Origin of the sequence: Nonomuraea sp. NPDC026600, from assembly GCF_040638335.1 — a bacterium.
GTDB lineage: Bacteria > Actinomycetota > Actinomycetes > Streptosporangiales > Streptosporangiaceae > Nonomuraea.
Window position 1 is genome coordinate 59,927 of the sequence record NZ_JBEZYD010000050.1, and the last position, 12,845, is coordinate 72,771.

Annotated in this window: 23 protein-coding genes; all 23 read left to right on the forward strand. The window is 68.4% G+C overall.

What is annotated here, in order from left to right; genetic code table 11:
• Window position 1: 1 nt before the first annotated feature.
• The 23 genes from AB0F17_RS58585 (at window position 2) to AB0F17_RS58695 (ending at window position 12,792) form a co-directional block, all read left to right on the forward strand.
• Window positions 2-1,006, forward strand: coding sequence for a YqaJ viral recombinase family protein (locus tag AB0F17_RS58585; RefSeq protein WP_358043764.1), 1,005 nt, complete (start codon window positions 2-4; stop codon window positions 1,004-1,006).
• A complete protein-coding gene (locus AB0F17_RS58590) occupies window positions 1,003-1,788 on the forward strand; it encodes an ERF family protein (RefSeq protein WP_358043651.1) in 786 nt (261 codons plus the stop codon). Before AB0F17_RS58585 ends, AB0F17_RS58590 begins: the two co-directional genes overlap by 4 nt.
• Window positions 1,785-2,150 (forward strand): hypothetical protein, encoded by a 366-nt coding sequence (locus AB0F17_RS58595; RefSeq protein WP_358043654.1) that lies wholly within the window; start codon window positions 1,785-1,787, stop codon window positions 2,148-2,150. Before AB0F17_RS58590 ends, AB0F17_RS58595 begins: the two co-directional genes overlap by 4 nt.
• Window positions 2,147-2,881 (forward strand): exonuclease domain-containing protein, encoded by a 735-nt coding sequence (locus AB0F17_RS58600; RefSeq protein WP_358043657.1) that lies wholly within the window; start codon window positions 2,147-2,149, stop codon window positions 2,879-2,881. The genes AB0F17_RS58595 and AB0F17_RS58600 overlap by 4 nt, the downstream gene beginning before the upstream one ends.
• The gene (locus AB0F17_RS58605) at window positions 2,878-3,240 is read left to right on the forward strand and encodes a hypothetical protein (protein ID WP_358043660.1); all 363 of its coding nucleotides are present in this window, start codon (window positions 2,878-2,880) and stop codon (window positions 3,238-3,240) included. Before AB0F17_RS58600 ends, AB0F17_RS58605 begins: the two co-directional genes overlap by 4 nt.
• Window positions 3,237-3,377 (forward strand): hypothetical protein, encoded by a 141-nt coding sequence (locus AB0F17_RS58610; protein WP_358043663.1) that lies wholly within the window; start codon window positions 3,237-3,239, stop codon window positions 3,375-3,377. The genes AB0F17_RS58605 and AB0F17_RS58610 overlap by 4 nt, the downstream gene beginning before the upstream one ends.
• The gene (locus AB0F17_RS58615) at window positions 3,377-3,817 is read left to right on the forward strand and encodes a hypothetical protein (RefSeq protein ID WP_358043666.1); all 441 of its coding nucleotides are present in this window, start codon (window positions 3,377-3,379) and stop codon (window positions 3,815-3,817) included. The genes AB0F17_RS58610 and AB0F17_RS58615 overlap by 1 nt, the downstream gene beginning before the upstream one ends.
• A complete protein-coding gene (locus tag AB0F17_RS58620; RefSeq protein ID WP_358043669.1) occupies window positions 3,814-4,098 on the forward strand; it encodes a hypothetical protein in 285 nt (94 codons plus the stop codon). Before AB0F17_RS58615 ends, AB0F17_RS58620 begins: the two co-directional genes overlap by 4 nt.
• A 34-nt stretch (window positions 4,099-4,132) precedes the next feature.
• Window positions 4,133-4,507 (forward strand): hypothetical protein, encoded by a 375-nt coding sequence (locus AB0F17_RS58625; RefSeq protein ID WP_358043672.1) that lies wholly within the window; start codon window positions 4,133-4,135, stop codon window positions 4,505-4,507.
• Entirely contained in the window at window positions 4,504-5,337 is an 834-nt protein-coding gene (locus tag AB0F17_RS58630) for a DUF2303 family protein (protein WP_358043675.1), read from the forward strand. The genes AB0F17_RS58625 and AB0F17_RS58630 overlap by 4 nt, the downstream gene beginning before the upstream one ends.
• Window positions 5,334-5,561 (forward strand): hypothetical protein, encoded by a 228-nt coding sequence (locus AB0F17_RS58635; RefSeq protein ID WP_358043678.1) that lies wholly within the window; start codon window positions 5,334-5,336, stop codon window positions 5,559-5,561. Before AB0F17_RS58630 ends, AB0F17_RS58635 begins: the two co-directional genes overlap by 4 nt.
• Window positions 5,561-5,884, forward strand: a complete 324-nt coding sequence (locus AB0F17_RS58640; RefSeq protein WP_358043681.1) for a hypothetical protein — start codon at window positions 5,561-5,563, stop codon at window positions 5,882-5,884. The genes AB0F17_RS58635 and AB0F17_RS58640 overlap by 1 nt, the downstream gene beginning before the upstream one ends.
• On the forward strand, window positions 5,881-6,219 hold the full coding sequence (locus AB0F17_RS58645; RefSeq protein WP_358043684.1) for a hypothetical protein: 339 nt from the start codon (window positions 5,881-5,883) through the stop codon (window positions 6,217-6,219). Before AB0F17_RS58640 ends, AB0F17_RS58645 begins: the two co-directional genes overlap by 4 nt.
• A 179-nt stretch (window positions 6,220-6,398) precedes the next feature.
• Complete coding sequence (locus tag AB0F17_RS58650; protein WP_358043687.1) at window positions 6,399-7,799, forward strand: AAA family ATPase; 1,401 nt, start codon at window positions 6,399-6,401, stop codon at window positions 7,797-7,799.
• A gap of 530 nt (window positions 7,800-8,329) precedes the next feature.
• The gene (locus AB0F17_RS58655) at window positions 8,330-8,548 is read left to right on the forward strand and encodes a hypothetical protein (protein WP_358043689.1); all 219 of its coding nucleotides are present in this window, start codon (window positions 8,330-8,332) and stop codon (window positions 8,546-8,548) included.
• Window positions 8,545-8,895 (forward strand): helix-turn-helix domain-containing protein, encoded by a 351-nt coding sequence (locus AB0F17_RS58660; RefSeq protein WP_358043692.1) that lies wholly within the window; start codon window positions 8,545-8,547, stop codon window positions 8,893-8,895. Before AB0F17_RS58655 ends, AB0F17_RS58660 begins: the two co-directional genes overlap by 4 nt.
• Window positions 8,892-9,104, forward strand: a complete 213-nt coding sequence (locus AB0F17_RS58665) for a hypothetical protein (protein ID WP_358043695.1) — start codon at window positions 8,892-8,894, stop codon at window positions 9,102-9,104. The genes AB0F17_RS58660 and AB0F17_RS58665 overlap by 4 nt, the downstream gene beginning before the upstream one ends.
• Window positions 9,101-9,325: a hypothetical protein gene (locus AB0F17_RS58670; RefSeq protein WP_358043698.1), complete on the forward strand. Its 225-nt coding sequence runs from the start codon at window positions 9,101-9,103 to the stop codon at window positions 9,323-9,325. The genes AB0F17_RS58665 and AB0F17_RS58670 overlap by 4 nt, the downstream gene beginning before the upstream one ends.
• Window positions 9,322-10,056 (forward strand): hypothetical protein, encoded by a 735-nt coding sequence (locus AB0F17_RS58675; protein WP_358043701.1) that lies wholly within the window; start codon window positions 9,322-9,324, stop codon window positions 10,054-10,056. Before AB0F17_RS58670 ends, AB0F17_RS58675 begins: the two co-directional genes overlap by 4 nt.
• Entirely contained in the window at window positions 10,053-10,712 is a 660-nt protein-coding gene (locus AB0F17_RS58680) for a hypothetical protein (RefSeq protein WP_358043704.1), read from the forward strand. The genes AB0F17_RS58675 and AB0F17_RS58680 overlap by 4 nt, the downstream gene beginning before the upstream one ends.
• A gap of 93 nt (window positions 10,713-10,805) precedes the next feature.
• Window positions 10,806-11,048: a hypothetical protein gene (locus AB0F17_RS58685; protein ID WP_358043707.1), complete on the forward strand. Its 243-nt coding sequence runs from the start codon at window positions 10,806-10,808 to the stop codon at window positions 11,046-11,048.
• 2 nt (window positions 11,049-11,050) lie between these two features.
• Entirely contained in the window at window positions 11,051-11,521 is a 471-nt protein-coding gene (locus AB0F17_RS58690; RefSeq protein WP_358043710.1) for a helix-turn-helix domain-containing protein, read from the forward strand.
• Window positions 11,518-12,792 carry a PBSX family phage terminase large subunit gene (locus AB0F17_RS58695; protein ID WP_358043713.1) on the forward strand — a complete coding sequence of 425 codons (1,275 nt, stop codon included), beginning with the start codon at window positions 11,518-11,520 and terminating at the stop codon, window positions 12,790-12,792. The genes AB0F17_RS58690 and AB0F17_RS58695 overlap by 4 nt, the downstream gene beginning before the upstream one ends.
• Window positions 12,793-12,845 lie beyond the last annotated feature (53 nt).

The following is a 12,845-nucleotide window of genomic DNA, read 5'->3' on the forward strand; positions in this document are numbered from 1 at the left end:
CATGACCACCCCCAGGCGGGTCACCCCGACCGCCTACCTCCTGCTGCCCGCCAGCGCCGACCGCGCCGAATGGCTTGCCACCCGCCGCGGCGGCATCGGATCCAGCGACGTCCCCGACGCCCTCGGCGTCGGCTACAAGACCGACCAGCACGTCTACTACGACAAGCGCGGCGAACTCCCCCACGACGACGACCCCGGCGAGGCCGCCCTGTGGGGCAACCTCCACGAGGAGACCGTCGCCCGCGAGTGGGCTCGCCGCAACCGGTCCGTCGTGCGCCGCGTCGGCATCGTCGCCCACCAGGACCAGCCACACAGGATGTGCACCCTCGACCGGCGCGTCACCGAGTGCCCCCTGTCCAGGGACGTCCGCGAGCGGTGCGCGCTGGAGGTGAAGACCCGCAACGCCTTCGTCGCCGGCAAGTGGCGCCGCGACGTCCCCGACGACGTGCTCGCACAAGTCCTGTGGCAGATCGCCGTCACCGGCTACGACCACATCCACGTCGCCTGCCTCATCGGCGGCAACGACTACCGGCAGTACATCATCCGGCGCGAGGGCGCTGAGCAGCTCATCGCCGACATCGTCGCCGTCTGCGACCAGCTGTGGAAGCAGATCCAGACCGGGTCCGTACCCGCCTCCACCGGCGACCCGGACCGGCTCGTCGAGCTGTACGAGCAGCTGCACCCGGAGCGGGACGGCGTCGCCGCCCTCGACCAGACCGACGCCTACGAGCAGCTGCTCGAGTACGAGTCCGGCCGCCTCGAGGAGAAGGCCGGCAAGAAGCGGAAGAACACCGCGAAGGCCCGCCTCGTCGAGCTGCTCGGCGACGCGGAGATCGGCGCGTTCGGCAACGACTACGCGTACGGCTACAAGCCGACCAGCCGCGCGTCCGCGGACCTCGAGCGGCTGGCCGAGGAGTTCCCGGACGCCTACGCCGCCTGCGTCAGCGAGACCGTCTCGCGGCGCATCGACATCGCCAAGACCCACCGGCTGACGGAGGCCCTGTGACCACCCTGCAAGACCGCGCGGCCAAGCTGGCCCGCCCGGACGAGACCCAGACGGCCGGGGACGGACCTTCGGCCCAGCTCGGGGAGGGCCCCAGCATCCCCGAGCCCAGCGGGCCGTCCCCCGAGGTCCTCGCTTACGAGGCCGAGACCGGCGACGGTGAGCCCGACCAGGTGCCCGTGCACGTCGCGTTCATGCGGGTCATGCGGGACATCCGCGCGGTCGCCAAGCTCGACAAGGTCAAGGAGGGGCCCGCCAGGTTCGACTATCGCGGCGTTGACCTCGCCATGGAGGCATACGCGCCCGTCGTACGCCGCCACGGCGTGATCATCATGCCGACCGAGGTCAGCCCGTCCTATGCGCCCGCGACCACGAGCACGGGCAAGGCCACCCGCGAATGCACGATTGTCGTGACCTACCGCATCTATGGCCCGATGGGCGACTGGATGCCCGCCCAGGCCGCCGGGGAGTCGCTCGACAACGGTGACAAGGGCACGGCTAAGGCTCAGTCGGTCGCCTTGAGAACGCTGCTCTACCACGGCGGCATGGTCCCGCTGCGGGACACCGACCCCGACGCGGTCAACATCGAGCGCGGAGAAGCCCCGCCCCGCCCCGCCACCAGCTACCGGGACGAGGCTCTGACGCCGAGCACGTCCAAGCCGCGGCTCCTCCAGATGCACTACGAGCTCAAGGCGATGAACCGCCTCGGCGAGCTGGTCGAGAACGAGACCGGCGACAGCGAGGCCATCGGCACCCTGATCGCCCGCATTGGGAAGAGCCGATGAGTACCCCCACGCGAGACCCCATGGCCGAGAGCCTTGAGTGGTTCAAGTACCTCCGCCAGAGCACGACCTGGGTCCCCAAGGACCGCCCGCCGCTTCCCATCGCTGAGATGGACGCCCCGTGGCGGTACAACGCCGCGAACTGGCTCCTTCGCCAGGCCAGCGCCCTGGCCCTGTACTACGGGTTCGGCGAGATCCAGCACGTCTTCAGAACCGCTTCGCAGATGAGCGAAACCACTCAGGACTTCCTCGAACGGGCCATGGAAGAGGACCAGCAGAAGCGTGACGCCGATCCCAAGGAATGGCTGAAGGCCACGCCGCTCTACCAGGCGCTCGTGAAGGACATCCCGGAGCGGACCATATGAGCGACTGGCACAAGGGACTGCTTCTCGCTCTGGACACGGAGACGACCGGCGTCGACGTCGAGAACGACCGCATCGTCACCGCCTGCGCGAGCCTGATCAACGGCACCAGTGGCGAGGCCAACACCATCACATGGCTCGCCAATCCCGGAGTCGAGATCCCGAAGGGCGCCACCGACGTGCACGGCATCACCACCGCGTACGCCGTCGAGCACGGCCAGGACCCGGCCGAGGTGGTCCAGGATCTGGCCGACACGCTCATGAGCCAGGTGCACGAGGGCGTGCCGATCGTCGGCTGCAACCTCCAGTACGACCTCACTCTTATGGATCGTGAGACGCGCCGGCACGGCCTGGAGCCGCTCTGGGACCGGTTCTCCAAGTCGATGCCGTGCGTGATCGACGTGCGGCCTCTCGACAAATACTGCGACCGCTACAGGAAAGGCGGGCGCAAGCTCGTCGATCTGTGCGCGCACTACGGGGTGCGCATCGACGGCGCCCATGACGCCTCGCACGACGCCATCGCCGCCGCCCGGGTGGCGTACCGGATCGCGCAGCGGAACCCGAAGCTCGCGGCGATGCCGCTGCATGAGCTGCACGCGCTGCAGGTCAAGGCCGTGGCGGAGCAGCAGCGGTCGTTCCGCGAGTACCGGGCCAGCAAGGGCGATCCGGTGGACGTGCGCGAGGAGTGGCCCATCATCCCGTTCGTCTCAGAGCCTGCGGAGCCTACCCGATGACGAGCATCCGCCGCACGAGCTGGACGCCGCTCGGACGCCCGGTGGCCGGCGACATGATCCGTGGCGAGGAGGGGACGATCGTCCCAATCCGCCTCGGCCCTGGCGAGGACCTGCACGTGTCCGACGCCACCTGGGCGCGCGAGCTGGTGGCCGCCGCGAGCGTGGCCGCCAGCGTGCTGGAGTCCGAGGACGGCCTGCCCACGCCGACCGAGCCGACCGCGGCCGACCCCCTCGCGGAGGAGCGGGACGCCTACCGCGACGTCCTGTCCCGGCTGGTCGGCGCCGAGCGGCCGTCGGACCTGTGGCCCGCGATCCGGGACGCCCGCCTGGCGCTCGACCGCTGGGCAGGCCGCCCGTGAACCTCCGCATCGTCGTCGCGCTGCTGACCGGGCTCATCCTCGCCACGCTGGCCGCCGCTCTGCTCGCCCTGGCGACCCACGCAGCGGCCCCGGCCAGCGTGCCCGGCCCTGCCCATATCGCCCGGTGGGAGGCCTGATGGCCCGGCCGAAGGACATCGGCACCGCAGCCGAGACCGCCGTCGTGAAGGCGCTGCGCCGTCTCGGCTGGCCGCACGCCGAACGCCGCGCCCTGACCGGCGCCCTCGACCAGGGCGACATCACCGGCACACCCGGCGTGGTGTGGGAGGTGAAGGGAGGCAAGCAGACGCGCTCGCCCTCCGACGAGCAGATCGCCGCCTGGATGCAGGAGACCGAAACCGAACGCATCCATGCCCGCGCAAACGTCGGAGTGCTGGTGCTCCAACGGCACGGTGTCGGCCCCGACAACGCTCACCGTTGGTGGGCGTACCTGCAGGCCGACGACTGGATCGCTGGAGCCGGCCACGACATCCCGATGCGGTTCCTACTCAACGACGCCTGCGTGCTACTCCGCTGGGGCGGCTACGGCGAGCCGCTACCCGAGGCGGTGTCCGGGTGAGGAAGCCGAAAGCGTACGTCGAAGTCTCCTGCCTGTGCTGCGGCGAGCTGGGCCCTCACAACGGGCGCGGCCTCCGCAAGACGTGCTACCTGCGCCACTTCCACGCGGGCACCCTCGACGACTTCCCGCCGCTCGGCCAGACCCTCACCTGCCTGTGGCGACGGGAGAACTACGCCGAGCTCCGTGAGCGCAACATCCCGCTGCGGGAGGCCGCCGAGCGGCTCGGCGTGCACCAGCGCACCGCTGAACGGTACGAGGCGCGGCTGAAGGCCGCGGCCTGACCCACCGACCTGATCACCATCTGAAGGGACATCAGTGACCGACCACACCGACGAGCAGCCGGGCCGCGTCCGGCCGTTTGCCGCCATCCTCAACGACATCCGCGGCGGCCAGGTCGCCGAAGACGCCGCCCACGCCATGCAAGAGCTGGTGACCGCCGTCATCGAGCACGGCAAGAAGGGCTCCATCGTCCTGCAGATCGTCGTCGAGCCCATGAAGGGCAACGACGAGGCGCTCGCCGTCAGCGGCGACGTCACCCTCAAGGCCCCCAAGGCCACCCCCAAGGCCGCCGTCTTCTTCACCGACGCCGACGGCAACCTGCTCCGCGACGACCCCCGCCAGGCCGCCCTGCCCGGCCTCAGGGTCCTCGACAAGCCCGCCAACGACACCGCGAAGGACATCGCCAAGTGACCATCCGTACGGAGAACGACGCCCTCATCGAGGCCCTCGAAGGCAGCGAGATTCCCGCCGAGCTCCTCCCCGGCAGCATCTACGCCTTCAAGCTCAAGGACAGCGTCAAGCTCGTCGACTTGCTCGACCGTGACCTGGCCCGACCCCGCCGGAAGCTTGGCCGCGTGGTGGTCGAGGACGCCGCGAGCTTCGCTCTCTACTACAAGAAGCACGCCGACTCCGGCTCCGAGGTGTTCGTCGACGTCGACGCAGGCCGCATCACCGCCGTGCTCGACGCCCACGAGGCCACGCCCGACGAGGACCTCGACCGCGACGAGTCCGCACGGTGGGGCGAACACCAGCTGGTACTCGCCATGCACCAGACGGACGCGTGGAAGCGGTGGATCGGCATCGACCACAAGATGCTCCCCCAGCAGGTGTTCGCCGACTTCATCGACGACAACCGCGCCGACATCCGCGTCCCCACCGCAGCCGACATGCTCGAACTCGTCCAGCACTTCCAGACCCAGACGAGCGTGACGTTCAATTCGGCAACCGTCCTGAACAACGGCAACAAGCGGCTGGTCTTCACTGAGGAGACCACGGCGGGCGCCGGCGCCAAGCAGCAGCTTGAGGTCCCCGGCACGCTGGAGATCGGCATCGCGCCGTTCGAGGACTCGGAGCCGTACGTCGTCCACGCCCGCTTCCGCTACAGGATCTCCGGCGGCGACCTCCTCATGGGCATCTGGCTCGACAACGCCGACGACGTGCGCCGCGACGCCGTCAAGACCGTCGTCACCTCGCTGCAGAAAGAGCTCGGCATCACCGTCATGCGCGGGACGCCAGCGTGACCAACGGCACCACCACGCGGGAGGTCCTCGACGGCACCGCCGTCGGGGGCCTTCCCCCGCTGCTGGCCCGGCCGAAGACAGGCTCGGTCATCACCGTCACCGAGTGGGACGGCAGCCAGGTCACCGCCACGACGTGGAACGCCTGCCTCGGCGTCTCCACGCTCGTGCGCTCCTTCATGGGCGAACCCACCGCCCGCGCCGTCATCGATATCGAGGAGCCGTGATGCTCGCCTGGTTCCGCACCAAGAAGACGCTCATCGCCGTCCTCGACGACAAGCGGCGGCTTCAGCAGCAGATCGAGACGCTCAACGCCGAGAACAACGACCTCGACGAGCGGCTCGTCGCCGCCGCCAAGGACCGCACCGCAGCAGGCCCCACCATCGAGCCTGACCGCAAGCCCACCCGGCAACGCCACGACCCGAGCGGCCCGCCCTCCCCGCCATCACTACACCGCCAGCTCCTGCGAGAGACAGCGCGCGCCAACAAGCTCGCCCACCTCGTCGACCAGCTGCAGGCCGCGAACATGGCCATGGACCAGCCCCGATGAATCCCTGCAGATACTCCAACGGCACCGCCCGCTGCGGCGCCACCCCCACGCGCTTCTACCAGGGCGACCGGTGCGCCTCGCACACCCCAGCAGCTCTCACAGGCCAGCCCGAACCCAGCGGCCAGTACTGCGCCCCCAAACGCTGCTACTGCGGCAACTGCCCCTGGTGGACGCCTTACAACCCGTACCCCGTCACCTCCGACTCGTGGGTCACCGACGCCCGCGCGATCGCCTCCGGCAAGCGCCGCTCCTCACCCGAGATGTACGCCGCCGCCAAGGCCGAAGTCTCCGAGCAGAAGGAACGAAAAGAGCGGCTCCGCGCCCGCGCGCCCTGACTTGACGCCATGCGGGATTACTCCATCACATGCCCGCGACCTGCGGCTACACGTCCACAACGGCCGCCAAACGCCCCCACCGCCAGGGCATCACCGCAGGTCACGCCCATCCTACGAACTAATCCCGCATCCCATCACATCGCCCCATCCCCCACACCAGAACCACCCGGGAGACACGGTTGATCACCGAGCAAGACAGCAAGCTCTGGGACCTGGCCGCAGAGCAGGCAGTGCTCGGCATCTGCATGACCACCCCCTACGTCGTCAACCACATCCGCGCCGCACTCCCCGACCCGCAAGCGTTCTACCGGCCCGCCCACCGCACCATCTACACCGCGATCCTCGAACTCATCGACGCCGACGGCCCCACAGATCCCGTCATCGTCGGCGACAAGCTCACCCGAGAGGGCAATCTCGCCCAGATCGACGGCGGGCTGCTCTACCTGCACGAGGTCATGGCCTCCGCCCCGCTCGCAGGGGATCCCGCCTGGCATGCCGGAATCGTCGCCCGGCACGCCCGCACGCGCCGCGCGCTGAACGCCCTCACCCGCGGCATGCAGTGGGTTACCAACGCAGGCGACGACGTCCACGACGCGCTCGCCGCCGCCCAGGAAGAGCTGTCCAAGGCGCTAGGCGACATCGCCGGATCCAACACCAGCACCAGCAACGCGCTCGCCGGGCTGTACACCCCCATCGACTGGGCGCAGGCGTTCGCCCGCCAGCCAGAGGACATCCCCTGGTTGGTGGAGCCGCTCATCGCGCGTGGCCGCTCCATCGCCATCTACAGCCCGCCCAAGGCTGGCAAGTCCCTCCTCATCCTCGAGCTGGTCGCCGCGCTTGCCACCGGCCGGCCCGTCCTCGGCCAGCCCGCCCGGGAGCCGGTCAAGGTCATGTACGTCGACATCGAAAACACTCTGGAAGACCTCGTCGACCGGCTCACCAGCCTCGGCTACGGCCCCGCCGACCTCCTCGTCCTCCAGGAGAACCTGGTCTACTTCAGTTTCCCGGACCTGCCCGCGCTCGACAGTGCTGCGGGCGGGCAGCACCTCATGGCCCTGGCCCGCCACCACCAGCCCGCTGTGGCCGTCATCGACACCGTCTCCCGCGTGATCGAGGGCAGCGAGAACGACGCCGACACGTTCGCCAACCTGTACCGGTACGCCCTCGCCCCGCTCAAGGGCATGGGCATCTCGGTCATCCGGCTTGACCACTCCGGCAAGGACCTGGAGAAGGGCCAGCGCGGATCCTCGGCCAAGAACGCCGACGTTGACGCCGTCTGGCTCCTGGTGAAGGTCAGCGAGACCTCTCTGTACCTGAAGAGGGAGGTGAGCCGCGCCAACCACGGCGTGCCGCTGATCGAGCTGCGGCGCCGTGCCGACCCGCTGCGCCACGAACTGGCCGTTGGCGGCTCCGGACTGCCGCCGAAGGTGGCACAGCTCGTCGACATGCTCGACGGCCTCCAGATGCCGCTGGACGCCGGGCGCGACGCGATCCGCGACGAGCTCGGCATGGCGGGGTTCAGGGCGTCGAACGAGACCATCTCGGCCGCGATCGCGGCCCGTCGTGCGGGGCTCCGATGAGGGCCCGCCGTCCGGCTGTCCGGGACACCGTCCGGACCTGTCTAAAGATCTTGGAACTGTCCGGGACAGGACCCCACTCAAGATCGCTAAATACCCCCCGGAGGGTGTGTCGCAACTCTGTGACCTGCCGTCCGAGCTGTCCCGGACAGGAGGCAGAACATTTGTCTGTTACGCGTAACCGCAGATCACAGCGTCGCAAGCCCCAGGTACCCCCCGAAGGTGTTCAGGCCCTCTTCGACCTGTCCCCACCCCAAGACGATCAACCCCAAACCCCCACATCGGACCTGTCCCGGACAGGTGCCGGACAGCTAGACGATCTTCAGCCGGGCAGCGTGACCGGGACCTGTCCCCGTCCTCTCCTCTCGATAGAGAGGACGGGGTCCCGGACAGCCCCAGTCCCGGACACCAGAACCCGCCACCGACCGCCCCCACGACGCCCCATCACAGGCGAATGCGAACCCCGCTGCCTCACCTGCGGACGCGAAGAAGGCAACGGCTACTGCAACCCCTGCGCCACCACTTGCCAGCACATGAACCACCGCTACAAAGCCGACATCTGCATCACCCTCACCCGCACAGACGCCCACATCGTCATCAGCCCCAACACCGGCTACATGCACCTACACGTCCGCCACTGCCCCCACTGCGGCAACACCCACTGGCACGCACCCCTCGACCACCCCCACCGAACCGCCCCCTGCACCGGCAAGCCCTACATCCTCAACATCAAGGAGCCCGAGACCCCATGAACGAGCCAACGTTGGACCAGGCCGCCGCGCGCGAAGGCCAGCAGTTCCTCAAGGTCAAGGAAGTCGCCGCACGGCTCCGCGTCACCCCCATGACCATTTACCGCGCCATCGACAACGGCGACTTCCCCGGCACGATCCGCATCCGCGACTCCATCCGCGTGCCCATCGCCGCGTACGACGCGTACCTGAAGGACAGCGAGATCGAGACCCGGGCCGACGAAGCCAAGGCCGCCGTCGAGCGCATGCGCACGCTCATCGACTCCTACCCGCCCGGCTCCGACTTCGTGCGGAGCGGCGCCGCACGCATCTTCCGTAGCACTCTCGACGGCACCCTGGGCCAGTCGTGATCACACCCACTGCGAAGGCCCCTGCGCTCACCGGATGCGGCAGCCTCCTCGCCACCCTCGCCGCTGGCACCTACGCCCTCGCCCAGCTGCTCACCGACAACCTCGGCGTCGGCGGCTGGGCCTTGGCCACCGCGTGGTTCGCCATGCGCCTGTACTGGACCCAGCGCGACCTGGCCGAGCTGCGCAGCACCACCAGGAGCAGCCCATGAGCCTCCGCACCGAGCTCCTGTACTTCATCGCCTGCGACACCCCGGGCTGCTCAAACGTCCACCACGTTCCGACTGACGATTCAGCTCTTGGCGCTCGCATCTCGGCTGGCATGGACGGTTGGCGTCACATCGCCGCCAGGCCCGGCGGCAGGAACGGCAAGGGCAAGCGGCTCGGCGCGGACCACTGCCCCGATTGCGTCGCTGCGAAGGAGAGCCGTTGAGCCGTACCACTGTCGTCGAGACCCTTGACTGGCTGATCGAGTACTGGCCCGACCTGGTCGAGGCGAGACTGCCCATGGCCACCAAGCGGCCATGGCAGACACCCGCGCCGCTCGACGCTGAAGGCCGAGAACTCCGCGACGCCGCCGCCTACCTCGACCGGTACTTCCGCAACCCGCTCGGCGTCCGCGAGTCGCCGGCCCCGCTCGACGTCAACGTGCTCCAGACCATCCTCGACGTCCTCGTCCACGCCGACGACCTGGCGGCCGAGCTCGCCGAGTGGGGCCAGCTGGCGCCGCCCGGCGTGGGCGACCTCGACGCCCGGCCGTACCTACGCTTCGCCCGCGCCCGCCTGGTCGACGAGCACGACGACCTCGGCGAGCCGGGTCCGTGGAGCGAGTGGGCCGAGCCGATCGTGTGGCGCATGTACGAGTCCGTCGCCCGCTCGTTGGCCATGCTGTACACCGGCCAGACCATCCGCCTGCTGTGCCCCTGGTGCGACGGCCGCACCCCCGAAACCCCCGTTGGAGGCGCCTACACCTGGCGCGTGGTCACGCTGCCCGGCAACCAGATCGCCATCGTGTGCCACGGCATCTGCGAGCCGCCGCCGCGCGAGGTCGGCACGTGGTGGGGTGGGCAACCATGCTGGCCCATCTCAGAATGGGAACGGTTGGCGAGGTACGTGCGTGCCGCAGAGACCCGACCCGCAGCGCGCAGGACTATGACGGCATGACGCCCACCCCCGAGCCGTCTCCCGCACCGACTGTCACTGTCACAGTGCCTGTCCCCATTGCGACCCCCCAGGTCACCGTGACCGTGCAGCAACAACCCCCCGACCAACCGCACCTCATCGAGCAAATCGACGGCTGGGGCTCGATGCTCGCTGCCCTGGCTGCAGCCGTTGGACTCGGCATCGCACTGTGGCAGGCAAAGAAGGCACGCAAAGAGGCTGACGGCCAGCTGGGAGCCGAGCGTGAGATCGCTGATGCGCGGCTTCAGGCCCAGTTCAACGAGCAGCGAGAACGGGACTGGCGAGACTTCTTGATCGAACAACTCTTGAGGGTTGGGGATCTTTACGCTGAGAAAGCGTGGGCAAGCAGGGCAAGCAGGCCGGATCTTGAACAGAAAGCGATTCGCAAGCTGGCGATCCACCTGCCCGCCGTTCCCGGAAAGTATGCGTCGCTCCTGAAATGGGACAGCCAGGTCGCCTTCTACGAAGAAGCCAAGGAGGAGGCCCTACGAAGGATGGCCCACGGCCAAGGCCGACTCGAAGACCATCGGATTCACCTCCACGAGTACCTGATCGCGGAGGAACTGGCCGAGAACATCGAGGAGCTGCTCCAGCCGCGAAATTCCGAGGTTGACACCGGCCCTGTGGATAACTCATGATCGAGGCGTCTTCGGCATGCCCAGACACCAGCAGCCCCGCCATCGAGCGGGGCTCTCGCATATCCGAACACGTGTGCGGGTACGCTCGGTTTCATGGCGCTCACCGACGACCCCTTCGTCAAGATCAAAGGTGGCGCTTGGGTCTACCTGCTCGAATGGCAGCACCGTGACGACGGCTGGTGGGCCAAGACCAGCAGCATGCAACTCACCGAGAAGCCGCAGAGCTACAACGAAACGCTCGCCGAAGTCGAAGCCTGGCACCACCAGAGCGAAGTGCTGCAGATCAGCGGTCAGGACTACAGCCGCGTACCCAGGAGCGACATCCGCGGGAGGTGAGTATGGCCGCCCCGCCCCTCACCGACGCCGAGCGCCAGCAGATCCGTGACCTCCACGCCGCCGGCCACGGCTGCAACGCCATCGCCCGCCAGCTCGGCCGCGACCGCGCCACCATCAGCAAGCACGCCAAGGACCTCGACCTCACCTTCGACCGTGCCCAGACCCGGGTCGCAACCCAGGCCCGCGTCGACGACGCCAAGCACAAGCGCGCCCTGCTCGCCGACCAACTGCTCGATGACGCCCTCCGCCTCCGCGGCCAGCTCTGGGAGCCGTGCAAGGTCTACAACTTCGGCGGCCGCGACAACACCTACGCCGAAGCGAACCTCGAACAGCCCGACTTCGCAGGCCAAGAGAAGATCCTTCGCTCCCTCGCCGTTGCTGTCGACAAGCACGCACGCCTCATCGAGCTCGACCGCGACCCTGAGGGCCTGGCCGCCGTCGACGCCTGGCTCCGCGGCATCACCGGCCTGTGAACGTCACCCCTCTGGTTGCCAAGCAGCGCCAGTCCGTCGAGCTGGCCACCGCCCGCCTTAACATCTGGGACGGCTCGGTCCGATCCTCGAAGACCATCTCCAGCCTGCTGAAATGGCTGAAGTTCGTGCGCACCGCCCCGGCAGGTCCCCTCCTCATGGTCGGCAAGACTGAACGCACGCTGAAGCGCAACATCATCGACCCCTTGACGGAGATGCTCGGCGAGAAGCGCTGCAAGTTCGTCGCCGGAGCCGGAGAACTCCACCTCCTGGGCAGGGTCATCTACGTCGCCGGCGCCTACAACGAGGGCAGCGTCGACAAGATCCGGGGCCTGTCCCTGGTGGGCGCGTACGTCGACGAGGTCTCCACGATGCCGGAGAGCTTCTGGACGATGCTGCTCACCCGGCTCTCCATCCCGGGCGCCCAGCTGTTCGGCACCACCAACCCGGACGGGCCGCAGCACTGGCTCTTGGTCAACTACCTGGAGCGGGCCCGCGTCCATTTGGACATCCACGGCGAGCTCCACCACCACGACGACGACACCCTGAATCTGCACCGGTTCTCGTTCCAGCTCCGCGACAACCCGAACCTCACCGACGAGTACATCGACGACGTCTCCTCAGAGTTCACCGGCCTCTGGTACCGCCGCCTGATCCTGGGCGAATGGTGTCTCGCTGAGGGGGTGATCTGGGAGTCGTGGGATCCGGCCCGGCACGTCGTCGACCAGCTGCCCGCCATCTCGCAATGGCTGTGCCTCACCGTCGACTACGGGACGACCAACCCGTTCCATGCGCTCATGCTCGGCCTGGGCGTCGACGGCCGGCTGTACGTTGGGCATGAGTGGCGCTGGGACTCGAAGAAGATGCGCGGCTCGCTGACGGACGCCGAATACTCCGAACGCCTACGTGCGTGGGAGGCCAGTCTCGGGATCACGCCGTCGTATCGCATTGTCGACCCCTCGGCGAAGTCGTTCCGGGTGCAGATGCACCGCGACGGCTGGTCGAGCACGTTGGCCGACAACGAGGTGGTCGACGGCATCCGCGACGTCGCCTCCCTGTTCGCCACCGACCGGCTACTCGTCGCGGCCGAGTGCAAGGAGCTGATCAAGGAGATTCCCGGCTACGCCTGGGATCCGGATGCATCGGAGAAGGGCGAGGACAAGCCGTTGAAGGTGGCTGACCACGGCTGTGACGCGCTGCGGTACGGGATTCGAACGACGCGGAACATCTGGCACGGCCAGCTCGCGCCGCCGGGCCGTGCGGCGCGAGCATAGCTCTACTGTGCGTCAGCTGGGGGAGCCCTGCTCCTCGCAACTCCGAAGATCAT